Origin of the sequence: Mesorhizobium sp. B2-3-11, assembly GCF_006442215.1 — a bacterium.
Classification (GTDB): domain Bacteria; phylum Pseudomonadota; class Alphaproteobacteria; order Rhizobiales; family Rhizobiaceae; genus Mesorhizobium; species Mesorhizobium salmacidum.
Genome location: NZ_VFVS01000002.1, coordinates 1 through 25,290, shown reverse-complemented (window position 1 = coordinate 25,290; position 25,290 = coordinate 1). Strand labels below are relative to the sequence as shown.

Here is a 25,290-nt window from a genome sequence, read left to right as displayed (position 1 = left end):
GGTTCCTCCCATCGGCGTCCGGCCGACCGGCCTCACGGGACCCTCCCCGCCGGAGCGGGGAAGGCGTTTTCGTGCGTAACGCTTACTTGGCGTCGTCGATTGCCTTGACCAGTTCGGTCACGGCCTCGTCCGAGGTCTTGATCTGACCATGGACGAATTTGGAGATGACGTCCTTGTAGGCGTTGGCGACAGCCGGGGGCGCGCCATAGCCCTGGGCGAGCGAGCCGAACAGCGTGCCGCCTTCATTGGCCTTCTTCAGGTCGGCAATACCCTTCTTGCCGCAAGCGTCGAAGTCGGTGTCAGGCACGTCGGTGCGGGCCGGAACCGAACCCTTGACGACGTTGAAGGCCGACTGGAAGCTCTTCGACAAAGTGGCGGTGGCGAGTGCAACCTGGGCGGCCTTGCGGTCGTCCGGGACATTGAACATGCCGAACATGTCGGAGTTGTAGATCACCGAGCCGTCGGTGCCCGGGAAGCGATAGCAGAGGAAGTCGGTGCCTGGGGTCTTGTTGGCGGCGTGGAATTCGCCCTTGGCCCAGTCGCCCATGACCTGCACCAGCGCATCGCCCTTGATGACCATGGCGGTGGCGAGGTTCCAGTCGCGGCCCGAGAAGTTCGGGTCGACATAGGTGACGAGCTTGGCGAGATTGTCGAACGACTTCTTCATCGTGTCGGACTTGAGCGAAGCGTCGTCGAGGTCGTTCATCGCCTTCTTGTAGAACTCCGGCCCGCCGGTCGACAGCACGACGGAATCGAACATGGTGGCTTCCTGCCAGTTCTGACCACCAAGCGCGAGCGGGGTGACGCCGGCCGCCTTGGCCTTGTCGAGCAATGCCACGAAGTCGTCGAAGGTCTTCGGCTCGGTGCCGCCGATCTTGTCCATCACCGCCTTGTTGATCCACAGCCAGTTGACAGAGTGGACGTTGACCGGAGCCGCGACCCACTTGCCTTCATAGACGGCGAATTTCTGCAGGGCGGCCGGAACCGACTTGTCCCAGCCTTCCTTCTTCGCCGTCTCGGTGAGGTCGCCCATGACGCCGGCAGCGGCATAATCGAGCACGGTGTAGCCGAGCATCTGCGAGGCGGTCGGATAGTTGCCGGCCGCGACCATCGCCTTCAGCGCGGTCATGGCGGCATCGCCGCCGCCGCCAGCCACGGGAACGTCCTTCCAGGCATAGCCTTCCTTGGCCAGATCGCCCTTGAGCACGTTGAGAGCAGCCGCTTCGCCACCCGACGTCCACCAATGCAGCATCTGCACTTCCTTGACATCCTCGGCATGGGCCGCGAAAGCCAGGCCCGAAGCGAGCGCCGTTCCGATAAGCAGTTTGCGCAACATGTACTTCCTCCCTTGTTGCATTACACGACCGGTGGCAGCCCACCGGGTTCTTCCCAACTCAGCCGACCCACCAACCGGTGCGCTGGCCGCGATGAAACTGGATTGTCTTTTCCTCGGTATAGTCCTCGACGGCGCGCTTGCCGAGTTCGCGGCCCAGGCCCGACTGCTTGTAGCCGCCGAACGGCAGTTCGGGATAACCTTCCATGAACGTGTTCACCCAGACCGTCCCCGAACGCACGCCCCGCGCCACCGACATGCAGGTGTCGATGCTGGCGCTCCACACACCCGCCGACAGACCATAGGGCGTGTTGTTGGCAATGTGCAACGCCCTTTCAATCGATTCAAAAGTCAGCACCGATAGCACCGGCCCGAACACTTCCTCGCGGGCGACGGCCATGTTATCGGTGACGTCGCGTAAGATCGTCGGATCGAGATATTGGCCGGCATTGGAAGGGCGTTGCGCGCCGCCACTGTAGATGCTGCCGCCGTCACTCGCGGCTGCCGCCACGTAATCCGTCACCTTGGCCAGATGGTCGGAGGAAATCATCGCGCCGACCTTGGTCCTGTCATCGAGCGGATCGCCCACGGTTACCTTGGCTGTCAACGCCTTCACCGCGGCCAGGAAATCATCGGCGATCGCCTCATGCACGATCAGCCGGCTGCCGGCATTGCAGCATTCGCCGGCATTGAAGAAGCCGCCGAACACCGCTGCATCGGCGGCCGCCACGAGATCGGCATCGGGAAAGACGATCTGGCCGTTCTTGCCGCCGAGCTCCATCGACACCTTCTTCAGGGAGTTCGAGGCCGCCGCCATGGTCATCTTGCCAACGCGGGTGGAACCGGTGAACGAAACCATCTCGACCAGGGGATGGCTGACCATCGGCGCGCCGACATCGGCGCCGAGACCGGCGAGGACATTGACGACGCCGGCGGGCACGCCGGCTTCGAGCAGGATGTCGCCAAGCACGAAGGTCGAGGCCGAGGTCATCTCGCTCGGCTTGACCACCGCCGTGCAGCCGGCGGCGAGCGCGAAAGGCAGTTTCTGGCTGACGATGAGGAACGGAAAATTCCACGGCGTGATGATCGAGACGACACCGACCGGCTCGCGCAGCACCACACCCAGCATGGCGTCGCCGAGATTGGCGTAGCTTTCACCGTGCAACGTGCGGGCCAGCGAAGCGGCATAGCGCCAGATGTCGACGGCGCCGCCGATCTCGCCGCGCGCCTGTGTGATCGGCTTGCCGGATTCCAGCGCATCGAGCCGGGCGATGTCTTCCAGTCGCGCCTCGATCAGGTCGGCCGTCTTGAGCAGGATCGCGGCGCGCTCGGCCGCTTTCATGCGCGGCCAGGGACCGGTCTCGAACGCCCTGCGCGCGGCCTGCATCGCGGCTTCCACTTCGGCGGCACCTGCCTGGGCATAATGTGAAACGGTGAAGCCGTGGCCGGGGCTCTTGCGTTCCAGCATGCGGCCGTCGCGGGCATCGACATGCTTGCCGTCGATCAGAAGCTTGTATGCCTTGGGAGCCGCTGAGGCCTCGGCAGGCATGGAAATCTTGAGAGGTGCATTCATGTGATTTCCACTCTGTCCTAGGAACGCGAAAACACGGGCTTTTGCTTGGTCTTGAAGGAGCCGACGCCGGCCTTGAGATCGCCGGTGAGCGCTATGAAGCCGCTGGCCAAGGCTTCGGTCGCGGCAGCGCTTTCTTCGCCTTCCGCCACTGCGATCATCAGCTTGGCGGCTTCGGTCGCCAGCGGCCCGCGTTCGGCGATTTTTTCAGCCCATGTCTTGGCTTCACCCGACGCTTTGCCGGTTTCGACGATGCGGTCGACGATACCCAGCGCAAGCGCTTCCGCCGCCAGAAAAATCTCGCCACCGACAGCCATACGGCGCACCGTCTGAGCGCCGAGGCGGCGCACCGCGCGTTGCGTGCCGGACCAGCCGGGGACGACGCCGATCGAGGTTTCGGGAAAGCCGAGTTTCACCTGCGTTTCCGCGACGCGAAAATCGCAAGCGACAGCCAATTCGAGCCCACCGCCGAGCGCATGGCCGGACAGAACGGCGATGGTCGGCTGCCGCAGCCGTGCCAGCCGGTCGAAGACACGGTGGCCGTAGCGCACCCATTGCACCTGGAAATCGGCGGCACTCATGCCGCCCCAGGCTTCGACATCGCCGCCGGCGCAAAAACCCTTGCCTTCGCCGCATATGAGCACCACGCGCACACCTTCGGCGCTTTCCGCCTCGTCGAGCGCCGCTTCCAGCGCGCGCAGCATCGGGATGTCGAGCGCGTTGAATTTTTCGGGCCGGCGCAAGGTGACGGTGCCGATCGCACCATCCTGCTCGAAGGTGACGAGGCGCTCAGCCATGCACGCCTCCGAGCGGGGTGCTGCCATTGAGCGAAAGGCCGATCGGCCGATCCTGGTAGAGCGCGGTCGGCGTCACCTTGAGGTCGTTGGCTACATTGAGCGGGATCTCGGCTTGACCAAGCACATCGCGCTCGAGGTCGATGCCCGGCGCCAGTTCCGTCACCATCAGCCCATCTGATGTCAGCTTCATCACGCAACGCTCGGTCACATAGGTGATATCCTGTCCCTGCGCGACGGCGCGCTTGCCGGAGAAGGAGATGTGCTCGACCTCCTCGACGACTTTCTTGACCTTGCCTTCCGCGTCGATGCGGATGCCGCCATCGGCGAGCGACAGCTTGGCTTCGGCATTGAAGAAGCCGGAAAACACGATCTTCTTCGCCCGCGACGTGATGTCGACGAAGCCGCCGGCGCCGGCGGTGACATGCGGCCGTGCCGAAAGCTTCGAGACGTTGACCGAGCCGTGGCGGTCGATCTGCAGGAAGGAGAGCAGCGAAGCGTCGAAGCCGCCAGCCTGGAAATAGATGAACTGGTGCGGCGAGGGCATGATCGCCTCGGCATTGGAGGCGCAGCCGAACTTGAAGTCGAGCAGCGGCACGCCGCCGACAGCACCCTGTTCGATCAGCCAGGTGACCTTGCCGTGCTGGCCTTCTTCCAGAAGGATGCGCGGCACGTTGGCCGAGATGCCGAAGCCGATATTGACGGCCATGCCGTCGCGAAGCTCCATGGCGACGCGGCGCGCGATCACCTTCTGAACGTTCATTTCCGGCGTGCGGAAGCTCGACAGCGGCCGGAAGATTTCACCCGAAATCGCCGGATCGTAAGGCGTCAGCGTAGTCTGCAACTGGTCGGGCGCGACGACGATATGATCGACCAGCACGCCCGGCACGCGCACATCATGCGGTTTCAGCGTGCCGTTCTCGACGACGCGTTTGACCTGCGCGATGACAATGCCGCCATTGTTGCGGGCGGCGAGCGCCTGTTCCAGGCCGCCGAGATAGGCGCCCTCATGCTCATAAGTCAGGTTGCCGCGCTCATCCGCCGTGGTGGCGCGGATGATCGAAACCTGGGGCACGATGGCGCGGAAATAGAGCCATTCCTCGCCGTCGAATTGCTGCACCGACACGATCGGCTCGCCGGCGGCGGCGTTCATCGCGCAGCCCTGGTGGCGCGGGTCGGCGAAAGTGTCGAGACCGACCTTGGTCAGCACGCCCGGCCGCTTGGCCGCGGCCTCGCGGTGCATGTCGAACAGGATGCCGGACGGCACGTTATAGGCGGCGACGGCATTGTCGCCGATCATCTTCCAGATCCGCGGCGGCTCGGCGGAGGAGGGACCCGACGGATAGGAGCCGCACAGCGTACGCTTCAACAGGCCCGGCTTGGCCAGATGATCGATGCCCTTGATGCCATACATATCGCCGGCGGCGATCGGGTGCAGCGTGGTGATGTCCTTCGGATGGCCCTCGCTGTCAAAGCGTTCGCCGATGGCGGCGAGCACGGCGTCCGGACAGCCGAGGCCGCTCGACGAGGACACCGAGACGACCATGCCATCCTTGATCAGGCTGGCTGCCTGCGCCGACGAAACGACCTTGCTCAATTCATGCTCCCGAGTTTCGGGTCGATCTTGACGGCTCTGCCGGAATTGGCCGATTGCAATGCCGCCTCGGCCGCGGCGAGCGACCAGATGCCGTCCTCGCCGGTGGCGGACGGCTGGGCCTCGCCACGGATCGCGGCATGGAACCGGCGCACCGACCTGACATAGAGATTCTCGCGGTCGAAGCTCAACTCCTCTTCGCCGCTAGAGGTGCGCAGAAGGACAGAGCCGACCGGTTTCTGCGTCATCACGTTACGGGCGATCAGCGAGCCTTGGGAGCCGTGCACCTCGAAGCCGGTGTCGGCAAATCTGGTGGTGAAGCCTTCATGCGATTGCGCGATGAGGCCCGACTTGAAGCGCCAGATACACATGGCGCCGTCTTCCAGCCCGCTGCCGGCCATACCGGCGGATTGCGTGAAGGCGGAAACCTCGACCGGATCGTCGCCAAGCACGAAGCGTAGCGTGTCGGCATCGTGCACGGTGATGTCGAGCACCACGCCGCCGCCCGCCTCAGGCCTGGCGATGCGCCAACCCTGGAGGTTTTCGGGCAGGTAGACGGCGTGGAAGACCCGCGCGGCGATCGGCTGGCCGATGCGGCCTGCGCTAACAGCCTCGCGCATGGCACGGTGCGCGCCGGCGTTGCGCAGATGATGATTGGTTCCGAGCACGATGCCCGCGGCCTTGGCCGCAACGACCATTCTGCGCGCGTCGTCGCTGGTCAGCGCCAGCGGCTTTTCACACAGCACATGCTTTCCCGCCTTAATCGCGGCCAGCGCCTGTTCGAGATGCAATTCGTTGGTGGTCGAGATGTAGACCGCGTCGATGTCGGATCCGAGCAAGGCATCGAGATTTGATACGGCGGCTGGAATGCCATTTTCCCTTGCATAGGCCGTGGCGCGTTCGGAGTTGGAGCTCATTACCGCCGCGATCTCGCCATCGGCTTGCGCGCGAATGGCGTCGATCATGAATTGCCGGGCGATCGTGCTGGCGCCGATCAGCCCCCATTTGACGCTCATGTCGCGGCTCCCGTAGGCCTTTTTTGCGTGCGGCGATCTGGGCCGCAGCTTTCCCTGACCACGAGATTGACGGCGCCGATATGGTCCTCGGCGCGCGTGGTGCGCGACTGGATCATCTTGATCATGACGTGGGCCGCGCGTTCGCCGAGACCGGCGGAGTCCACCGCGACGCTGGTCAGCGGCGGCATATAATGTTCGGCCTCGACCACATCGTCGAAGCCGACGACGGCGAAATCCGGGCCCGGCTCAAGTCCACGCTTGCGCAGCGCCAGCATGACGCCGAAGGCAACGGCATCGTTGAAGCAGAGCGCCGCGGTTGGCGGCTCCGCCATTGCGAGTGACGTTTCCAGGCAGGCCATGCCGCCCTTGCGGTTGGTCTCGCCCTCGATGATGAGCGCGTCGCGAGCGTCGATGCCGAGCGTCTCGCAGGCCTCGCGAAAGCCGCCCAGCCGCTCATGATAGACCACCAGATCAGACGAGCCGCCGAAGAAGGCCAGGCGTCGATGTCCCTTGCCGACGAGATGAGCGGTGGCGAGATAGGCGCCCCGATGATTGTCGGGAGCAATCACCGGAATGCGGCTTTCAGGCAGCCGGCGCATGGCGAAGGCAATCGGCAGACCGGCTATTTCCAGCCGCCGGAACGCCCCTGGCGTGGTGCCGCGCGCCGGGGAAACGATGAGCCCGGCGACGCCCTGTTCCATCAGAGACTTCAGCACTTCTTCCTGGCGCACCGGATTTTCGGCCGTGTTGGCGATGAAGGGCACGATGCCGGCCGATTGAAAAACACGCTCCATGCCCACTGCCAGTTCCGCGAAGAAGGGATTGGTGAGATCGTTGATGACCATGCCGATGACGTTGGAATGGGCCTTCCGCAGATTGGCGGCGCCGCGGTTGTAGACATAGCCGACATCCTCGATCGCCTTGCGCACCTTGACCGCGGTTTCGGGGCGGATCAGTCCGCTGCCCTGGAGCACGAGCGATACGGTCGATTTGGACACGCCCGCCTCGCGGGCAATGTCGAAGATCGTCGCCTTGGCCCGACTGGCCATCCTGATATCCTCCCGGTTTTCTAAATCGACTTTTATTGGAACGTTCTAATCCCTGCATCATAGGCAAGTCAACCGGGATTCTTTCTCAATCAGAAGGAAGCGATCATATGGTGGTCAAGAAACATGCCGTCCAAGGCCATTTTTTGTTGCAACGCAGCATTGGCTGGCCGGCCATTTCGAATGTTAGAGGTTCTTGATTTATTGGAACGTTCCATTTAATAGGTGTCGAAAGGGAGAGATTGATGGATATTGCCTTGCCGGGCGAGAGTGGCCGCAGCACACGTTACGCGCTTGTCGGACAGCCGGTCCAGCCGGTGATCGGCGCGGGGTTCCCGCGTATCGCCTATGCCGCCGCGCATGTCGTTGCCGATCCCCTCAAGATGACCGATCCGTGGTCGCGGCCAGTGGTCGACTGGGACAGGACGATGGCGTTTCGTCATCATCTGTGGCGGCTCGGCTTCCGCATCGCAGAGGCGATGGACACGTCGCAGCGTGGCATGGGCTTCGATTGGACAAATGCGCAGGAATTGATCCGCCGTTCAATCGCGGAGGCGCGAACCGTCGCTGGCGCCGATCTCGCCTCGGGTGCCGGAACCGACCATCTGGCGCCGGCGTCGGCCAGGACACTGGACGATGTGGTCGCCGCCTATGAGGAGCAGTTCGCTTTCATCGAAGGCCAGGGTGGCAAGGCGATCATGATGGCGAGCCGCGCCCTGGCGGCCGTGGCGAAGGGGCCGGACGACTACGCCCTGGTTTACGACCGCATATTGGGCCAAGCCTCCGGCAAGGTCATCCTGCACTGGCTGGGCGACATGTTTGATCCGGCCTTGAGGAGTTATTGGGGCAGCGACGATTTTGAGGCCGCGCTCGATACGGTGATCGCCATCATCGAGCGCCACGCCGGCAAGGTCGACGGCATCAAGATATCGCTGCTCGACGCCGGCAAGGAGGTGGCGCTCAGGAACCGGCTGCCGGACGGCGTGTTGATGTTCACCGGCGACGACTTCAATTATCCCGAACTGATCGCCGGAGACGGCAAGCGGCACTCGCACGCATTGCTCGGCATTTTCGACGCGATCGCGCCGGTTGCCAATGCCGCGCTGGCGAAGCTGGCTGACGGCGATCGTGCCGGCTACGACGCGCTGATGGCGCCGACCGTGCCGCTGTCACGAAAAATCTTCGAGGCGCCGACCGAATATTATAAAGCCGGCATCGTCTTCATGGCCTGGCTCAACGGCCACCAGGACCATTTTTCGATGGTCGGCGGCATGCAGTCGGCGCGCGGCATCCTCCATTATGCCGATGTCTTCCGCCTAGCCGACCAGGCTGGACTGCTGGCCGACCCCGACCTTGCCATTTCGCGGATGAAAAGCCTGTGTGCCGTCGCGGGGGTCTAAACGCGCTTCGCGATCGGATCACCCGTCGTCCATTCCGGTGAGCGACGAGACGCGCGCTGTAACGCGCAAGATCGGATGGCATTGGCGGGCTTCTCCGGGAAAAGATGACAAGCGCCGGGAAATGCCGCGCAAGGCGCTGAAAACAAAAGGAGAAAGCGACAAGCACTGAGCCCGGACGGACAGTCACCAAAGGAAACCGTCGCGCAACTTCACTTGGCACCAAACCCAAGAAAAACCAGGCTGGAGCTTACGCGTTGACTAGACGGGCCGAAACGCAGCTAAGCCCTGTTGAAAAAAGGGGAAATCGGCGCGGGCCAAGGGCAAAAATAGCCCAAAAAGCGCGCCCGAACTTTTGCCTAGCGACAGAGTTACGCCGAAAGCTTCGGGGTTCAAAAAAAGCGCCACTCAGTCCGCGCCTAATGCATTGAAAACATAGCATAAAACAGACACAGGGCGGCACGGAAAATTGCTCCTGAACTCCGAACCAAACTTTTGCGAACTGACGCGGCATTGACTCCGGAAAAGGGTGCGATGGAATACGCCCAGCCGGAACAGAAGATGCCGCCGACAATGATGGTCGACGTGACGCAACTCACCGAAGACGGAGCCGAGAGCCTCTTCCAAACCTATGAGGAGTTGGTCGAGATCATGCGCAACGCCTACAACACGTTGGTCTCGAAGCTGGTGGCCTGTCCCAGCCTGCCTGAAGCACATGCCAAGATTATCAACGATTGGTCGATTTTCCATACCAGCTTTCGCGCTGCATGCCGTGCAGCTGGAGAGGGCTGCAGCGAGGTGCCATTGATGGCTGATGGCGGCCTGTTTGCCCCAAAAGTTACTGCCAACTGAAGTTGCGCGGAGGTCCCAACTGAAGTTGCGCGCTACACATGCCCACAATGCAAGGTCCGAGTGTCTGGGTTGGATGGTGGGCGTGACAGGGATTGAACCTGTGACCCCTGCAATGTCAATGCAGTGCTCTCCCGCTGAGACGGAGACTAATGTCTCCTAAACGGCTTCGCCTACTACACGCCATCCGACCTCTAAAGACACAACAAAATCAGCTACTTCCGTGACAATAGCCTTGTTCGCGGCGGGACACAAGCGATAGACATGGGAGAAGGGAGACAAGGGAAGATTTGCCCTATTCTGGGTGCCTATTGAAGCCACAGTGGAGCCAGAATGGCACCGCAGGCAATTCCTATCTATCCTATTTGTATGATAAATCAAGGATGACCCCTCCACCCTCCCACCCCTACGAGGGGGGTTGACAGGGGCGCCTTGGAGACGCGTAGCGGGACCCATCGGGAATCGCTAATAGAAATTCCAGAAACCCAAGCGCCACAGACCACGCACGCTACCGGTCCCTGCCTATTCACCTCATCTTTGCACGCATCTCGTCAAAGCTGCGGAAACTTTATCTGGTCGGCCTGATTCACTTGTGAGGCCGTAACAGCGGCTATACAACCGCCTCCAACAAAGTCGCCGTGAACGCAAGAAGCAAAGCATGCATCCCTTATTTTGGTTTCGGAACTTGGTACGTAGGTTTTGTCCAATGAAAAAGAAAATAGAGCAATACGTTCCTATGAAGATTCCTTCATTGGATGAGCTTGACACTGACAAGTTCCCAATTGCTTATCACTATTGCTCGGTGGATACGTTTCTCTCGATTGCCCAGTACAAAACAATTAGACTCTCAGATATTAACACGATGAACGATTTTTCGGAGATGCACTGGGCCTATGAGCGCTTTGAGGAAGCGGCGAATAAAGTTTTTGAAACATACGATCGTGAATTTTTTGATTTCATTGACGCCTCAATTAGAAACAACGCTATGAACATTCTGCCTTTCCTGAGCTGCTTCTCGACAGATGGAGACGTGCTAAGTCAATGGAGGGCCTATGCTGACAACGGGTCCGGCGTTTCCGTTGGCTTTGACAGTTCGAAGCTAAAACAACTATCCGTCAGATGCGCGCCGGTTACGTATGCCACCGAAAAGCAGGTGCAATATTTTGTCGACTTATTCGCACTGGTGCACCCGATGTGGCGAAGCGCCATTAATGACGAAGCAAAAAGAGCGGTTAATCAGATGCTGATGATTAGCCTATTCGATATGTGTCTTATGAAGAATCCGGCCTTCTCCGAGGAAAAGGAGGTCCGTATTGCGAGAGCGATGACAATTCTAAGAGATTCTGATGGTTGGCACCTGGACGACTCTGAGGGATCAGGAGCAGATGAAATTTCGAGAGATAAGCAGGCCGTTAGATTTAGATCAAGAAATGGCGGAATTGTGGGCTATATCGATCTTCCTATCAACGGATTGGGTGCAGATCTAATTCGAGAGGTTGTACTTGGGCCTCGAACAAGCAATAATGGGAACGAAATAAGCATGGTCTTAAATGCAAACGGCTTTAAATCTACCAAGATTCGTGCATCTAAAGCGACATATCGATAATGATATTCTTACAAGAGAGAAAATATGTCCGACGACAAGGGTGAAGGTAAGCAGCGCCTGTTGGATACTAAGGCCGCTCTGGACGCAACTATCTCGGATTCAGTAGGCATCTCCGACTCGAATATGGGGCTGGTGCACACAGGCCGCCAGAACAGAGCGCTCTTTGTTTTTAGCAAGATCACAGCACATAATCTGTCTACCATTGAGCTAGTCGAAAAGGGGTTAGAAACTGGTCTTTTGGATCATTTCTCGATTGCAACGTTAGGACGCGCGTCGATAGATGCCTCTCTTATGACAATGTATATTTCTGAACCCGGCTTGGATGCAGACGCGTGGAATTTGCGGCGGCATATATTGTATCTACATGACCTTACAAATAGAAAGAGATTTTTATCACCGTTAAGGGAAAGAAGCCAATTCGCTTTTTTTGAAAACTATGAGGAGATGAAGGAAAGTCTGAGGTCGAAGATAGGCGAGTTCGCTTCAAGGCTGGATTTCAATAGCGAGCAAATTTCTAAGTTCAGAGAAGGTCAACTTGTGTTTCACTCCGGCGCAAGGGGGGCCGTTCGCGAGGCAGGATGGGACTCCGAGGATTTTGAGTTTTTGCAGGCCTACTTTTCGGCATTTGTTCATACTCATCCGGTGAGTTTTATGAGGGTCGAAGATCAAGAAGTCTCGTTTTCTGATCCATCGAGTTTCCAGCTGTTTCTTTGTGCATTCGTACTTGAAACCATTACACGCTATACCGAGCTAGTAAACGATCGGATGCGCGAATTTAGCGAACCATCTACCGGTGACCCCCTAGGGCACGTCGGGTAATGATGAAAATAACACATAATCTGAGGCAATTCATTCCGACCGGTCGACCGCTCCCGATTTCGACGGCCAGCTTTATGGCGTCTACAAGCGCCTTCCTAGTGCAAGCTCTTGCCTGTCGGCTTGCGTCTCCATCAGCCTTGCCCATTCCTTTGCGTCAGACAGGCGATGGAACGCCTTGGTCAGCGTGGGAAAACCCTGCCTGCGAATGCGGGCCTGATATTTGTCTCTGTGTTTGCGGATCGAAGCCATGATTAGCGTTTCCTGGAGCCAGAGTGGAGCCAGTAGCCGATTGATGGTTCTTCGGAGGAACGCCTTAAGTTTGTTTATTCAACAAAACCAAGGGGTTGGATGGTGGGCGTGACAGGGATTGAACCTGTGACCCCTGCAATGTCAATGCAGTGCTCTCCCGCTGAGCTACACGCCCATCCGAAGCCGCGCATACACCATTTTTGGTCAGGCGCGTCAATAGCAGGAAAAGAGGAAAAAACACGTCGTCCCGCCGCGGCTGTGGACCGAGGCGGGCGGCTCGCGGAAGGCGGTTCAAGCCGCCTGCAGCATCTTCTCGACCTCGTTGACCAGATCGCGCAGGTGGAAGGGCTTGGACAGCACCTTGGCGTCTTTCGGCGCCTTGGAATCCGGGTTCAGCGCGACGGCGGCAAAACCGGTGATGAACATGACCTTGAGGTCGGGATCGATCTCGGTGGCGCGACGCGCCAGTTCGATGCCGTCCATCTCCGGCATGACGATGTCGGTCAGAAGCAGCGAGAACGGTTCCTCGCGCAGCCGCTCATAGGCGCTGGCGCCGTTGTCGAAATCGCTGACCTGATAGCCGGCGCGCTCCAGCGCCTTGACGAGGAACCGACGCATATCGTCGTCGTCTTCCGCCAGAAGAATGCGTGCCATGATATCCCGTCCGAATCACCCGCCGGAGACTGCCGTGGGGCAGGCCCGTTAACCATCCTGTATATGAGGAGGTGAGAGTAAACATCAAGTGAACGCGGACTCGCTTGACCCACATTTGCCCAGCTGCACGACCGCTGAAATGCTGGACATGCGGCCAGCAAGGTGGCAGTTTCGTGCCATGATACACTGGTGTTTTCGGGTTCGTTCAAATTGAAGACGGCAGCCGAGGATTTTTCGGTCTTTCCACCCTTCGAAATCCGGTCGGGCGCCGAGCAGCGCGTCCCCTTTCTCTTCAATTCACCGCATAGCGGCCGTTACTATCCCGAACGCTTCCTTGCCATGGCAAGGCTCGATCGCAACGCCATCCGCCGCTCAGAGGATTGCTATGTCGACGAGCTGTTCGGCGGCGCCGTGGCGCTGGGCGCGCCGATGCTGGCGGCGAATTTCCCGCGTGCCTATCTCGACGTCAACCGTGAGCCCTGGGAACTCGACCCGCGCATGTTCGCCGAGCCGGTGCCGTCCTTCTGCAATATCCGCTCCGCGCGCGTGGCCGGCGGGCTCGGCACCGTGCCGAAGCTGGTGGGCGAGGGGCTCGACATCTATGCGGGCCGCTTGCCGCTCGCCGAGGCGGTTGCCCGCATCGAGGCCGTCTACAAGCCCTATCACGAAACGCTGAAGCGGCTTTTGACCAGGACCCATGCCCGTTTCGGCTTTGCCGTGCTGATCGACTGCCACTCGATGCCGGCGAGCATCCGCGTCGGTGACAACGGGCTGCGGCCGGATTTCATCATCGGCGACCGTTTCGGCATCTCGGCCACCGCGGCCCTGACCGAAACCGCGATCGGCCTGCTGACCGCGATGGGCTATACCGTCGCTCACAACAAGCCTTACGCCGGCGGTTTCATCACGGAACACTATGGCCGCCCGGCGCGTCATCTGCATGCGCTGCAGATCGAGGTCAATCGCGGGCTCTACATGAATGAGCGGACATTCGAGAAAGCCGCCGGCTTCGACGCGCTGGCCGACGATCTGACGCGATTTTCAGCCGACCTGATGGCGATGCCAGACCATCATTTCATCGACCTGCCGCTGGCCGCGGAGTGAAGATCACGCCTTGTCTCATGCGTGTCACTGCCCAATACACTTTGCAGTATTTGGACCCTTTTCAGTATTTGAGCGGCACGCTCCGGGAGCGGCGGTGAAAAAAAGACCGCATCGTTTGCACGATACGGTCGAAGTCTAGGGAGGAAACGCCCAAGGAGGGCATGGACAGGAAACCCTGTCCATGATTGAGGGTATTGTGCAGCGCACAAATGTCAAGCGACGTTTAGGCTTTTTTAATTCAGAGTGATGTGGAAATTGCGTTTCGTTGGCGGGAACGTGATATTTGGGCAACAGATGTCGCTGGCGAATAATCCTCGAACACCCTTGTTTTGGCACGAAAGTGGCGGCAAACGACAGTCCGGGCATGCCGTAATTCGGGAGAATCAGTTGGACATCAGCATCGATTTCATGCGCCGCATCGCGCAAGCGGCGGCCGCCGAGACCTTGCCGCGCTTTCGCGCCCAAGGTGCGGTCGCCAACAAGGAGAAGGGCAGTTTCGACCCGGTCACCGAGGCCGACCGCGAGGCCGAGCGCGCCATCCGGGCGTTGATATCGGCCGAGTATCCCGACCACGGTATCCTGGGCGAAGAGCATGGCAGCGAGAACATTTCCAGCCGGCATGTCTGGGTGATCGACCCGATCGACGGCACGCGCGCCTTCATCTCCGGCCTGCCGGTGTGGGGGACATTGGTCGGGCTGACGGTCGATGGTGACGCGGTCGCCGGCATGATGGCGCAGCCCTTCACCGGCGAGCTGTTCTACGCCAATGGCTCCGGCTCCCACTATGAGGGACCGGGAGGTCCGCGAAAACTGTCGACCCGCAAGACGACGAAGCTGGCCGAAGCGACGTTGTTCACCACAACGCCGGCGCTGTTCAGGGGCGAGGCGCGCAATCGCTATGACGCGTTCGAGCGGCAAATCCAGCTCGCCCGTTATGGCGCCGATTGCTATGCCTTCGCCATGATCGCCTCGGGAAGCGTCGACATCGTCGCCGATCCTGGATTGAAGCCCTATGACATCGTGGCGCTGATCCCGATCATCGAGAAAGCCGGCGGTGTCGTCACCACTTTCGACGGCGGGCCGGCGGAGAATGGCGGCGATGTTCTGGCGGCGGCGACACCGGAGCTTCATGCCGCCGCCATGGCCGCCCTGCGCGGCTGACATCGCCCCTGGTCAGTGCAGCCTTATCGGGCGCTGGAATTCCGCAGGGGTGCGCCCGTAGACCTGCCGGAATGCCGCCTGCGTCTGGGAGAGGTCAGGCCGTCGGATCGTCCGAGCCGGGGACGAAGGCGTCGAAGGCGGCGAGGAATTGTTCGCGGTACAGGTCGACTTCCTGCAGGATTTCGTGTTTGGCGCCGTCGATCATCAACAGCGAACCGAGTCTCAGATTTCTCGCATATGCTTCCACCGCCTTGGTCGAGACGACCTGGTCGGCGCCGGCGGCGATGATCAGCAGAGGCACCTGAATGCGGGCCATGAAGTCGGGGTCGCTTATGGCTTCCGACGCCTTCGCCGCCGCCTGCAGCCAGCGGACAGTCGGGCCGCCAAGTGCCAGTTGCGGATATTCTTCATAGATGCGCGTGTTGCGGCGATAGCGTTGCGGATCTGATGTCACCTTGTTGACCTCGAAAGGCAGCGTCTGTCTCGGGCGTGGACCCCAGGCGGCATAGAGCCTGCCGAGCCCCAGGGCGCAGAAAATCGAACAGACCCGGCGCACCGTCCCTATCGAGACCGGCAGGTCGGGCAACGTCAGGAATGGCGCGATCAGCACCATGCGCCGCACGCGGTTCACCATCGACGGCGCGGCAAGCAGCGTGATTACCGCCCCGGCGGAATGGGCCAGGATGTAATAGGGTCCACGGCAGTCCGGCAGCACGATCTCCTCGAAGAACTGCTCCAGATCGGCCGTATAGTCGCGGAACGACCTAACATAGCCGCGCTGGCGATCGCGGATCAGCCGGTCGGAATCGCCCTGACCGCGCCAGTCGAGGGTGGCGACACCGAAGCCCCGCGCGGCAAGGTCGCGGATGGTCTCGAAATATTTCTCGATGCACTCGTTGCGGCCGCCGAGCAGCACCACGGTGCCCCGCATTGGACGCGTCACCGCCGCGAACAGGCCATAACGGATCTTCTTGCCGTCGCGCGTGGTGAAAAAGCCGCCCGTGACGTTTTCCGGTCGCGGATTGCCTTCAACTTCGTGAAAAAGGGGTGTGTCGTGGAAAAGATCCGTCATTCGGCGCTTTGTGCTCGGCGTCTTGGCGCGCCAGCCCTTCACGGCCAGCCTCGTCAAGGTGATAGACGCCCACACATCAAAAGCAAAGCAAATCCGGGTTACGGAGGCCTGCAACGGGGAAGGCCGGAAGCGGCTTTGAGCGCGCTTCCGGCCCCTGTCGATCCGGGAGGAAGGGACGTTAACACCCGGTTCGGCCTCGATGCGGCACCTCTGCAAATCCGCCGCCGCCAATCCTTAATCTTGAAAGCCACTTTAGCGGCGGCTGTCTGAACGGGCGCCGAAGCGCCGGTTCATCTGCCGTTCATCAAAGGCCAGCGGCCTCACTCTTTTTGCCGTCAAACGAAACTTGAAATGCTTTCGAACGCTCCCCAGATGTGGGTTGCGGCCGCCAATGTCGGGGCCGCTGGTCCAGCCGAAACGCCGCTTACGGGTTTCGCACCGGCCATACGCAAACCATGTTGCTCAACAGGAGAACACCTCATGCGTCACGTTGATTTTTCCCCGCTTTACCGTTCGACCGTCGGCTTCGACCGTCTCTTCACCATGCTCGATTCGCTCGCGCAGCCCGATGGCGCGCAGACCTATCCGCCCTACAACATCGAGCGCACCGGTGAGGATTCCTACCGCATCTCGATGGCGGTTGCCGGCTTCTCGGATGACGAGATCTCCATCGAAGCCCACCGCAACGTGTTGACGGTGAAGGGTGAGCGCAAGGACGAGGGCACCGGCGAAGGCTCCGAGCTGCTCTATCGCGGCATTGCCTCCAGGGCCTTCGAGCGCCGCTTCCAGCTTGCCGATCACGTTGAAGTCGTCGGCGCCGCGCTGAAGAACGGCCTGCTCTTCGTCGACCTCAAGCGCAACATTCCCGAAGAGCTGAAGCCGCGCAAGATCGCGATCACCTCGGCTCCGGCCAAGGCCAAGCAGATCGAGGCCAAGACGGCAGCCTAAGGTTTAGTCTCCCTCCCGAGACGGAAAGCGGCGCCGAAAGGCGCCGCTTTTTTGTTGTCGCGAAGGCTGATTATCCCGCGATCAGCTGGCCAAAGCGGTCGACTTCCTCCGAGGTCGTCGCAAAGCTGGTGACGAAGCGATAGAGCAGCTCGTCCTCGCCGATATGGCCGTCGAAGCCGTGCGGCCTGTGCCAGTCGTAGAAGGCCGCGCCCGCCGCCTGCAGCTTCTCGGCTTCGGTTTTCTTGATCACCGCGAAGACTTCGTTGGCCTGCGGCAGCCAGGCGAGCTTTGCAGTGGCCGAATCCTCGATCGCGGCCGCCAGGCGCGCGGCCATGGCATTGGCATGCCTGGCGGTATCGAGCCACAGCCCATCCTTGAAATAGGCTTCGAACTGCGCCGCGACGAAACGCGACTTCGAAAACAGCTGGGCGGCACGCTTGCGCAGAAAAGCCAATTCCTTGGCGCGATCGAGATCGAACAGCACGATCGCCTCGGCGCACCAGCAGCCGTTCTTGGTGCCGCCGAAGGACAGGATGTCGACGCCGCGTTTCCAGGTCATTTCAGCCGGCGTGGTGTCGAGCGCGACCAGCGCATTGGCGAAGCGGGCGCCGTCCATGTGCAGCGGCACGGAATGGTGTTTGGCGATCGCCGCAATCGCGGCAATGTCGTCCAGGCCATAGATCGTGCCGACCTCGGTCGACTGGGTGACCGAAACGGCCATCGGCCGGCCCCAATGGACTACCTCGCCGGCGAAACGGCCGATCGCCTTGTCCAGATTATGTGGCTCGAGCTTGCCCAGCGGGCCGTCGACGGCGTGAAGCCGCGAGCCGCCGGAAAAATGTTCCGGCGCGCCGCACTCGTCCTCGATGATATGCGATTCGCGGTGGGCGAAGGAAATGCCGCCGGGCTTGTTATAGGCCGTCAGCGACAGCGAATTGGCGGCGGTGCCGGTCGCCACGAAGAACACGGCCACTTCGCGCTCGAAAATCTCGCTGAAGCGCTGATAGACGGTTTGGTCGAGGGCACCATCGCCATAGGCGGTCGAAAAGCCGGCGGTGTGGGCCGAAAGGCCGGCTGCAATGTTTGGATGGGCGCCTGCCCAATTGTCGGAAGCGAAGAACATGCGTCTGCCTGTGCTGGGGAAATCGCCGGGAGCTTGACCGGTTTCATGACCCGCCCGCAAGAGCCAGACACAAGAAAACGGGTAAAGCCAGCGTCGGGCTCGCGGCGTCTTCGGAGACCGAAGCTTACGTTTTGCAGCCGCCTGACGAAATTTTGTGTCGCGGCGCGGCCAAGTTTTTTGTGAATCGGTCTTGTATGGGTCCTGGATTTCTGTCATAAAAATTTAGGACAGTAGTGCTGTCTTATTTTGTCGCACAAAACAGGCTGGATTGGCGTATCGTTTAGGCCACTCCGGCTTTTGCCGCGAGCGACAGGTGGACGGACCAGCTCTGGCCTGTACGATACCGGATGTGAACCAGCGGCGCGCCGCTTGGTTCGGCGATTTCGCAAGACGTGCCGCAAGGATGAAGGGCGAGCCCAAGTGCTCGCCAAGGCAAACCAGCGCCCCCAGGCTGACCAAGGCCAGTGGCGCGGAACGGAGGATAGGACGATGACGGAATTGACGCTCTCTGCGACGAACGGCCAGGCCGCGCAGACGAAAGCGGCCGCCGTCAAAAATACCTCCACCAAAAATCGCACGACCACCGGCGGCCTCACCGCCCAGGGACTCTACGACCCGCGCAATGAACATGACGCCTGCGGTGTCGGCTTCATCGTCAACATGAAGGGCGTGAAGTCGCATCAGATCGTCAAGGACGGGCTTGCGATGCTCGAGAACCTGACGCATCGCGGCGCCGTCGGTGCCGATCCGCTGGTCGGCGATGGCGCCGGCGTGCTGGTGCAGCTTCCGGATCTTTTTTTCCGTGAGGAGATGGCGGCCCAAGGGATTGATCTGCCACCGGTAGGCCAGTATGGCGTCGGACACTGGTTCATGCCGCAAGATGCCATCCTTCGCGCCCATGTCGAAGAGATCATCGCGGAATCGGCGCAGTCCGAAGGGCTCCCGCTGCTGGGATTCCGTGACGTGCCCGTCGATAATTCGTCGCTGTCGAAGGCGGCTGACATCGTCGCGTCCGAGCCCTTCCACCGCCAGGTCTTCATCGGCCGCACGGCTGATATCACCGACGACGAGGAATACGAGGCCAGGCTCTATCTGCTGCGCAAGGTCATCTCGGGCCGCATCTACGCCGAGAACGACAACAAGGACATCGGCGCCTATTGCGTGTCGCTGTCGGCGCGCACCATCGTCTACAAGGGCATGTTCCTGGCCTATCAGGTCGGCGCCTATTACAAGGACCTCAAGGACCCGCGTTTCGAGACCGCGCTGATCCTCGTCCACCAGCGCTTCTCGACCAATACCTTCCCATCGTGGAAGCTGGCGCATCCCTACCGCATGGTCGCGCACAATGGCGAGATCAACACCGTGCGCGGCAACAACAACTGGATGGCTGCCAGGCAGGCGTCGGTCGATTCCGAACTGTTCGGCAACAACATCTCGAAGCTCTGGCCGATCTCCTATGACGGCCAGTCCGATACGGCGTGCTTCGACAACGCGCTCGAGTTCCTGTTCCAGGGCGGCTACAGCCTCAGCCACGCCATGATGATGCTGATCCCGGAAGCCTGGGCCGGCAACAAGCTCATGGATGCCGACCGCAAGGCTTTCTACGAGTACCATGCGGCGTTGATGGAGCCGTGGGACGGGCCGGCGGCGGTCGCTTTCACCGATGGACGCCAGATCGGCGCCACGCTCGACCGCAATGGATTGCGCCCTGCACGCTACATCGTCACCGATGACGACCGCGTCATCATGGCTTCGGAAGCCGGCGTGCTGCCGGTGCCGGAGGAAAAGATCGTCCAGAAGTGGCGGCTGCAGCCCGGCCGCATGCTTCTGATCGACCTGGCCAAGGGCCGCATCGTCCCCGACGAGGAGATCAAGTCGGAGATCGCGACCAAGCACCCGTACAAGACCTGGCTTGGCAATACGCAGCTCATCCTGGAAGATTTGAAGCCGGTCGAGCCTCGCGCGCTGCGCAAGGATGTCAGCCTGCTCGATCGCCAGCAGGCGTTCGGCTACACCCAGGAAGACACCAAGCTGTTGATGTCGCCGATGGCGACCACCGGCCAGGAAGCGGTGGGCTCGATGGGCACCGACACGCCGATCTCGGCGATGTCGGACAAGTCGAAGCTGCTCTACACCTATTTCAAGCAGAACTTCGCCCAAGTCACCAACCCGCCGATCGACCCGATCCGCGAGGAGCTGGTGATGAGCCTGGTGTCCTTCATCGGACCGCGGCCGAACATCTTCGACCTGGTCGGCAATTCGCGGCGCAAGCGCCTCGAGGTGCGCCAGCCGATCCTGACCAATGGCGACCTCGAGAAGATCCGCTCCATCGGCCACACCGAGGACCGTTTCGACACCAAGACGATCGACATCACCTATGGATCGAGCGAGGGCGCTGCCGGCATGCAGGGCGCCGTCGAACGTCTGTGCGAGCGGGCCGAAGCGGCGGTCGCCGGCGGCTACAACATCATCATCCTGTCCGACCGCCAGCTCGGGCCGGACCGCATCGCCATTCCGGCACTGCTGGCGACGGCCGCCGTGCACCACCACCTGATCCGCAAGGGACTGCGCACCGCGGTCGGCCTGGTCGTCGAATCCGGCGAGCCGCGCGAGGTGCATCATTTCTGCTGCCTCGCCGGCTATGGCGCGGAAGCGATCAATCCCTATCTCGCCTTCGACACGCTGCTCGACATGCACAAGCGCGGCGAACTGCCGGAAGAGGTCGACGCCTATGAAGTGGTGTCGCGCTACATCAAGTCGATCGGCAAGGGTATCCTCAAGGTGATGTCCAAGATGGGGATCTCGACCTATCAGTCTTATTGCGGCGCGCAGATATTCGACGCTATCGGGCTGAAGTCGGATTTCGTGCAGCAATACTTCACCGGCACCGCGACGCTGATCGAAGGCGTCGGACTGGATGAGGTCGCAGGCGAAACCGTCAGTCGCCACACGGACGGTTTCGGCAGCGATCCGGTGCTGCGCAACAGCCTGGAGGTCGGCGGCGAATATCTGTTCCGCATGCGCGGCGAGGCGCATATGTGGTCGCCCGACGCGGTCGCCACCTTGCAGCACGCGGTGCGCCAGGGATCGTGGGAGACGTTCAAGGACTATTCGGCGCAAATCGACAGCGAGACGGCCCGCGCCCAGACCATCCGCGGCCTGTTCAAGATCAAGCTGGCGGGTGAGACCGGCCGCACGAAGGTCGCACTCGACGACGTGATGCCGGCGGCCGACATCGTCAAGCGCTTCTCGACCGGGGCGATGTCGTTCGGCTCGATTTCCAGGGAAGCGCACACCACGCTGGCACGTGCCATGAACCAGATCGGCGGCAAGTCGAACACCGGTGAAGGCGGCGAAGAGGCCGATCGCTACCTGCCGCTGCCTGGCGGCGGCAAGAATCCGGAACGCTCGGCGATCAAGCAGGTCGCTTCGGGACGGTTCGGCGTGACTGCGGAATATCTCGTCAACTCCGACATGATGCAGATCAAGGTCGCGCAAGGCGCCAAGCCCGGCGAGGGCGGCCAGTTGCCAGGCCACAAGGTCGACGCCACCATCGCCAAGGTGAGGCACTCGACGCCTGGCGTCGGCCTGATCTCGCCGCCACCGCATCACGATATCTACTCGATCGAGGACCTGGCGCAGCTGATCTACGATCTGAAGAACGTCAATCCGGCGGCCGACGTGTCGGTCAAGCTGGTGTCGGAAGTCGGTGTCGGCACGGTCGCGGCGGGCGTCGCCAAGGCGCGGGCCGACCACATCACCATTTCGGGCTATGATGGCGGCACCGGCGCGTCGCCGCTGACCTCGCTCAAGCATGCCGGCAGCCCGTGGGAAATGGGTCTCGCCGAGACGCACCAGACGCTGGTGCTGAACGGCCTGCGCTCACGCGTGGCGCTGCAGGTCGATGGCGGTTTGCGCACCGGGCGCGACGTCATCATCGGCGCGCTGCTCGGCGCCGACGAGTTCGGCTTCTCGACCGCGCCGCTGATCGCGGCCGGCTGCATCATGATGCGCAAGTGCCACCTCAACACCTGCCCTGTCGGTGTGGCAACGCAGGACCCGGTGCTGCGCAAGCGCTTCAAGGGCACGCCCGAGCACGTCATCAACTTCTTCTTCTACGTGGCTGAAGAGGTGCGGGCGCTGCTCGCCGAGATGGGCTTCACCCATATTGACCAGATCATCGGCGACGCCGACCTTCTGGAAAAGCGCGACGTGATCCAGCACTGGAAGGCGCGCGGGCTCGACTTCTCGAAGATGTTCTACAAGCCCGATGCGCCGCATGAAGCGGCGCACTGGACCGAACGGCAGAAACACCCGATCGATGATGTGCTCGACCGCAAGCTGATCGAACTGGCCAGGCCCGCGCTGGAGACCAAGCAGCCGGTCAAGATCGAAGTCGACATCCGCAATGTCGACCGCTCGACGGGTGCCATGCTGTCGGGTGAGGTGGCCAAGCGCTTCAGGCACAAGGGCCTGCGCGAGGACACGATCCAGGTCAAGCTCACCGGAACCGCGGGGCAGTCCTTCGGCGCCTTTCTGGCGCGCGGCATCTCGTTCGAGCTCGTCGGTGCCGGCAACGACTATGTCGGCAAGGGCCTGTCGGGCGGACGCATCGTCATCCGGCCGCCGCAAGAGGCCAGGATCGTCGCGGCCGACTCCATCATCGTCGGCAACACGGTGCTCTATGGCGCGACCGAGGGCGAGGCCTATTTCGCCGGCGTAGCGGGCGAGCGTTTCGCCGTGCGCAATTCGGGCGTGGCAGCCGTCGTCGAAGGCGTTGGCGACCATGGCTGCGAATACATGACCGGCGGCGTCGTCGTCGTCATCGGCAAAACCGGCCGCAACTTCGCCGCCGGCATGTCGGGCGGTGTCGCCTATGTGCTGGACGAGGCGGGCGATTTCGCCGAGCGCTGCAACATGGCCATGGTCGAGCTGGAGCCGGTTCCGGAAGAAGACGACCTCATGGAAAAGCTGCTGCACCATGGCGGCGACCTCGATCACAAGGGTCGCGTTGACGTGTCGGGCGACATGACCAGCCATGACGAGGAGCGGCTTTACCAACTGATCTCGAACCACGTGCATTATACGGGTTCGGTACGCGGCCGCGAGATCCTCGACGACTGGACGATTTTCCGGCCGAAATTCCGCAAGATCATGCCGGTCGAATACCGCCGCGCGCTGATCGAGATGGAACGCATGCGCATGGGCGTCGCGGCCGAATAGATTTTTGAGAATTGCCGGGGAGCCCAGGCTTCCCGGCCCCTTTCATCGACAGTTTGACCTCGGGCTCAAGGTTGCCATGGCTGCCTCAAGAGGTTAACGGGTGCGGCGAAAACCGCACCATCTGGACAGCAGGAACTGGACTATGGGCAAGGTAACAGGCTTTCTCGAAATCGACCGGCAGGTGCACAAGTACCAGCCAGCCTCGGACCGCATTCGGCACTTCCGCGAGTTCACGCTGCCGATGTCGGACAAGGAGGTCGAGAAACAGGCCGCGCGCTGCATGGATTGCGGCATTCCTTTCTGCCACGGGCCGACGGGCTGCCCGATCCACAACCAGATTCCCGACTGGAACGACCTCGTCTACAACAGGGACTGGGACAACGCGATCCGCAACCTGCACTCGACTAACAATTTCCCGGAGTTCACCGGCCGCATCTGTCCGGCACCCTGCGAGGAAGCCTGTACGCTCAACCTCGAGGACATTCCAGTCGCCATCAAGACGGTGGAGCAGGCGATCGCGGACAAGGCTTACGAGACCGGGCATATCAGGCCCTATCCGCCGGAGAAGAAGACCGGCAAGCGGGTCGCCATCATCGGCTCCGGCCCGGCCGGCATGGCGGCCGCCCAGCAGCTTGGCCGCGCTGGCCACGACGTGCATGTCTACGAGCGCGAGAGCCGCCCCGGCGGGCTGATGCGTTACGGTATTCCCGACTTCAAGATCGAGAAGCACTATATCGATCGGCGCATCGAACAGATGCAGGGCGAGGGCGTCACCTTCCATTGCGGCGTCAATGTCGGCGTCGACAAGCCCGTCGCGGAACTGCTGACCGAACATGATGCCGTGCTCTATTGCGGCGGTTCGGAAACGCCGCGCGCCGCCGGAATTCCCGGTGACGATCTCGGCGGCGTGCATGACGCGATGCCCTATCTGGTGCAGCAGAACCGCCGCGTCGGCGGCGAGCCGATCCAGTCCGTGGCGTGGCCGTCGCATCCGATCATCGCCGGTGGCCAGCATGTCGTCGTCGTCGGTGGCGGCGATACCGCGTCCGACTGCGTCGGCACCGCCTTCCGCCAGGGTGCGGTGCGCGTCACCCAACTCGACATCCGCCCGCAGCCGCCCGAGAAGGAAGACAAGCTCTCCGTCTGGCCCTACTGGGCAACGAAGATGCGTACCTCGTCCTCGCAGGCTGAGGGCGCTGAACGCGAATTCCAGGTGGCGACTCTCGAATTCATCGGCGAGGAAGGCCAGCTCACCGGCGTCAAGTGCTGCGAGGTCGACGAGAAGCGCAAGCCGATCGCCGGCACCGAATTCGTCATCCGCGCCGATCTTGCCTTCATCGCCATCGGCTTTGCCGGCCCGGCGATGGGAGGGGTTGCGGCGGAACTGGAGGGTGAGATGAAGATCACCACGGACAGCCGCCGTTCCAGGAATGTTGAGGCCAACGACCGCGACTACAGGACCAGCGTCGACCGGCTCTACGCGGCGGGCGATGTGCGCCGCGGCCAGTCGCTGGTTGTCTGGGCGATCCGCGAAGGCCGCCAGGCGGCACGCTCGATCGACGAGGCGCTGATGGGGACGACCGTCCTGCCGCGTTAGCGGTTCAGCGTTTGATAGACTCGCTAACCTGCTCTAGCTCTTTGCTTTACGCAATTCCCTAGAGCGTTTCATCGCTTGATTGAATCGGAAGGGATTCCCGGTCGGTCGGATTTGTGATTCAAGATGCTGGCTGGA

Annotated in this window: 19 protein-coding genes and 1 tRNA gene; 9 read left to right on the top strand and 11 right to left on the bottom strand. The window is 61.4% G+C overall.

The window, feature by feature from the left end; all coding sequences use genetic code 11:
- Positions 1–82 precede the first annotated feature (82 nt).
- Genes FJ960_RS03520 through FJ960_RS03495 form a run of 6 tightly spaced genes read right to left on the bottom strand, consistent with a single transcriptional unit; the run spans position 83 to position 7,356 of the window.
- Entirely contained in the window at positions 83–1,336 is a 1,254-nt protein-coding gene (locus tag FJ960_RS03520; RefSeq protein WP_140504268.1) for an ABC transporter substrate-binding protein, read from the bottom strand.
- A 58-nt stretch (positions 1,337–1,394) separates the two neighbouring features.
- The gene (locus FJ960_RS03515) at positions 1,395–2,906 is read right to left on the bottom strand and encodes an aldehyde dehydrogenase family protein (RefSeq protein ID WP_140711920.1); all 1,512 of its coding nucleotides are present in this window, start codon (positions 2,904–2,906) and stop codon (positions 1,395–1,397) included.
- A gap of 17 nt (positions 2,907–2,923) precedes the next feature.
- Complete coding sequence (locus FJ960_RS03510; RefSeq protein ID WP_140504264.1) at positions 2,924–3,700, bottom strand: enoyl-CoA hydratase/isomerase family protein; 777 nt, start codon at positions 3,698–3,700, stop codon at positions 2,924–2,926.
- A complete protein-coding gene (locus FJ960_RS03505) occupies positions 3,693–5,294 on the bottom strand; it encodes an acyl CoA:acetate/3-ketoacid CoA transferase (RefSeq protein ID WP_140711918.1) in 1,602 nt (533 codons plus the stop codon). The genes FJ960_RS03510 and FJ960_RS03505 overlap by 8 nt, the downstream gene beginning before the upstream one ends.
- The gene (locus tag FJ960_RS03500; RefSeq protein ID WP_140711916.1) at positions 5,291–6,307 is read right to left on the bottom strand and encodes a Gfo/Idh/MocA family oxidoreductase; all 1,017 of its coding nucleotides are present in this window, start codon (positions 6,305–6,307) and stop codon (positions 5,291–5,293) included. The genes FJ960_RS03505 and FJ960_RS03500 overlap by 4 nt, the downstream gene beginning before the upstream one ends.
- Positions 6,304–7,356: a LacI family DNA-binding transcriptional regulator gene (locus FJ960_RS03495; RefSeq protein ID WP_140711914.1), complete on the bottom strand. Its 1,053-nt coding sequence runs from the start codon at positions 7,354–7,356 to the stop codon at positions 6,304–6,306. The genes FJ960_RS03500 and FJ960_RS03495 overlap by 4 nt, the downstream gene beginning before the upstream one ends.
- A gap of 242 nt (positions 7,357–7,598) precedes the next feature.
- Between FJ960_RS03495 and FJ960_RS03490 the strand changes: the two genes are divergently transcribed.
- From FJ960_RS03490 to FJ960_RS03475, 4 genes are all read left to right on the top strand, one after another.
- A complete protein-coding gene (locus FJ960_RS03490) occupies positions 7,599–8,753 on the top strand; it encodes a dihydrodipicolinate synthase family protein (RefSeq protein WP_140711912.1) in 1,155 nt (384 codons plus the stop codon).
- Positions 8,754–9,284: 531 nt separating this feature from the next.
- Positions 9,285–9,602 (top strand): hypothetical protein, encoded by a 318-nt coding sequence (locus FJ960_RS03485; protein WP_140711910.1) that lies wholly within the window; start codon positions 9,285–9,287, stop codon positions 9,600–9,602.
- A 703-nt stretch (positions 9,603–10,305) separates the two neighbouring features.
- Positions 10,306–11,205, top strand: coding sequence for a DUF2971 domain-containing protein (locus tag FJ960_RS03480; protein WP_181174147.1), 900 nt, complete (start codon positions 10,306–10,308; stop codon positions 11,203–11,205).
- A 24-nt stretch (positions 11,206–11,229) separates the two neighbouring features.
- Positions 11,230–12,024, top strand: a complete 795-nt coding sequence (locus tag FJ960_RS03475; RefSeq protein ID WP_140711906.1) for a hypothetical protein — start codon at positions 11,230–11,232, stop codon at positions 12,022–12,024.
- 81 nt (positions 12,025–12,105) lie between these two features.
- Here FJ960_RS03475 and FJ960_RS29390 read toward each other — a convergent pair whose 3' ends face one another.
- The 3 genes from FJ960_RS29390 to FJ960_RS03465 all read right to left on the bottom strand — a co-directional run bounded on the left by FJ960_RS29390 (position 12,106) and on the right by FJ960_RS03465 (position 12,927).
- Complete coding sequence (locus tag FJ960_RS29390) at positions 12,106–12,273, bottom strand: hypothetical protein (protein WP_181174146.1); 168 nt, start codon at positions 12,271–12,273, stop codon at positions 12,106–12,108.
- Positions 12,274–12,373: 100 nt separating this feature from the next.
- A tRNA-Val gene (locus tag FJ960_RS03470) sits at positions 12,374–12,448 on the bottom strand.
- A gap of 116 nt (positions 12,449–12,564) precedes the next feature.
- Positions 12,565–12,927, bottom strand: a complete 363-nt coding sequence (locus FJ960_RS03465) for a response regulator (protein ID WP_006199474.1) — start codon at positions 12,925–12,927, stop codon at positions 12,565–12,567.
- Between the two features lie 162 nt (positions 12,928–13,089).
- Here FJ960_RS03465 and FJ960_RS03460 point away from each other — a divergent pair, with 162 nt between their 5' ends.
- On the top strand, positions 13,090–14,031 hold the full coding sequence (locus tag FJ960_RS03460) for an N-formylglutamate amidohydrolase (RefSeq protein WP_140711904.1): 942 nt from the start codon (positions 13,090–13,092) through the stop codon (positions 14,029–14,031).
- Positions 14,032–14,418: 387 nt separating this feature from the next.
- Positions 14,419–15,192, top strand: coding sequence for a histidinol-phosphatase (gene hisN, locus FJ960_RS03455; protein ID WP_140711902.1), 774 nt, complete (start codon positions 14,419–14,421; stop codon positions 15,190–15,192).
- Positions 15,193–15,286: 94 nt separating this feature from the next.
- Here the strand turns inward: hisN and FJ960_RS03450 are convergent, their stop codons facing one another.
- On the bottom strand, positions 15,287–16,264 hold the full coding sequence (locus tag FJ960_RS03450; protein ID WP_140711900.1) for an alpha/beta hydrolase: 978 nt from the start codon (positions 16,262–16,264) through the stop codon (positions 15,287–15,289).
- 480 nt (positions 16,265–16,744) lie between these two features.
- Here FJ960_RS03450 and FJ960_RS03445 point away from each other — a divergent pair, with 480 nt between their 5' ends.
- Positions 16,745–17,212, top strand: a complete 468-nt coding sequence (locus FJ960_RS03445; RefSeq protein ID WP_027142918.1) for an Hsp20 family protein — start codon at positions 16,745–16,747, stop codon at positions 17,210–17,212.
- Positions 17,213–17,282: 70 nt separating this feature from the next.
- On the opposite strand, the gene FJ960_RS03440 is transcribed toward FJ960_RS03445, so the two are convergent.
- Positions 17,283–18,335, bottom strand: a complete 1,053-nt coding sequence (locus tag FJ960_RS03440) for a low specificity L-threonine aldolase (protein WP_140711898.1) — start codon at positions 18,333–18,335, stop codon at positions 17,283–17,285.
- Positions 18,336–18,824: 489 nt separating this feature from the next.
- Here FJ960_RS03440 and gltB point away from each other — a divergent pair, with 489 nt between their 5' ends.
- Positions 18,825–23,558: a glutamate synthase large subunit gene (gltB, locus tag FJ960_RS03435; RefSeq protein WP_140711896.1), complete on the top strand. Its 4,734-nt coding sequence runs from the start codon at positions 18,825–18,827 to the stop codon at positions 23,556–23,558.
- A 142-nt stretch (positions 23,559–23,700) separates the two neighbouring features.
- The gene (locus FJ960_RS03430; protein ID WP_140504244.1) at positions 23,701–25,155 is read left to right on the top strand and encodes a glutamate synthase subunit beta; all 1,455 of its coding nucleotides are present in this window, start codon (positions 23,701–23,703) and stop codon (positions 25,153–25,155) included.
- Positions 25,156–25,290 lie beyond the last annotated feature (135 nt).

Excerpts from the sequence above, each read along its gene's own strand:
- FJ960_RS03520 (WP_140504268.1), bottom strand. The coding sequence starts at position 1,336 with ATGTTGCGCAAACTGCTTATCGGAACGGCGCTCGCTTCGGGCCTGGCT.
- FJ960_RS03515 (WP_140711920.1), bottom strand. The coding sequence starts at position 2,906 with ATGAATGCACCTCTCAAGATTTCCATGCCTGCCGAGGCCTCAGCGGCT.
- FJ960_RS03510 (WP_140504264.1), bottom strand. The coding sequence starts at position 3,700 with ATGGCTGAGCGCCTCGTCACCTTCGAGCAGGATGGTGCGATCGGCACC.
- FJ960_RS03500 (WP_140711916.1), bottom strand. The coding sequence starts at position 6,307 with ATGAGCGTCAAATGGGGGCTGATCGGCGCCAGCACGATCGCCCGGCAA.
- FJ960_RS03495 (WP_140711914.1), bottom strand. The coding sequence starts at position 7,356 with ATGGCCAGTCGGGCCAAGGCGACGATCTTCGACATTGCCCGCGAGGCG.
- FJ960_RS03490 (WP_140711912.1), top strand. The coding sequence starts at position 7,599 with ATGGATATTGCCTTGCCGGGCGAGAGTGGCCGCAGCACACGTTACGCG.
- FJ960_RS03485 (WP_140711910.1), top strand. The coding sequence starts at position 9,285 with ATGGAATACGCCCAGCCGGAACAGAAGATGCCGCCGACAATGATGGTC.
- FJ960_RS03480 (WP_181174147.1), top strand. The coding sequence starts at position 10,306 with ATGAAAAAGAAAATAGAGCAATACGTTCCTATGAAGATTCCTTCATTG.
- FJ960_RS03475 (WP_140711906.1), top strand. The coding sequence starts at position 11,230 with ATGTCCGACGACAAGGGTGAAGGTAAGCAGCGCCTGTTGGATACTAAG.
- FJ960_RS29390 (WP_181174146.1), bottom strand. The coding sequence starts at position 12,273 with ATGGCTTCGATCCGCAAACACAGAGACAAATATCAGGCCCGCATTCGC.
- FJ960_RS03465 (WP_006199474.1), bottom strand. The coding sequence starts at position 12,927 with ATGGCACGCATTCTTCTGGCGGAAGACGACGACGATATGCGTCGGTTC.
- FJ960_RS03450 (WP_140711900.1), bottom strand. The coding sequence starts at position 16,264 with ATGACGGATCTTTTCCACGACACACCCCTTTTTCACGAAGTTGAAGGC.
- FJ960_RS03445 (WP_027142918.1), top strand. The coding sequence starts at position 16,745 with ATGCGTCACGTTGATTTTTCCCCGCTTTACCGTTCGACCGTCGGCTTC.
- FJ960_RS03440 (WP_140711898.1), bottom strand. The coding sequence starts at position 18,335 with ATGTTCTTCGCTTCCGACAATTGGGCAGGCGCCCATCCAAACATTGCA.
- gltB (WP_140711896.1), top strand. The coding sequence starts at position 18,825 with ATGACGGAATTGACGCTCTCTGCGACGAACGGCCAGGCCGCGCAGACG.
- FJ960_RS03430 (WP_140504244.1), top strand. The coding sequence starts at position 23,701 with ATGGGCAAGGTAACAGGCTTTCTCGAAATCGACCGGCAGGTGCACAAG.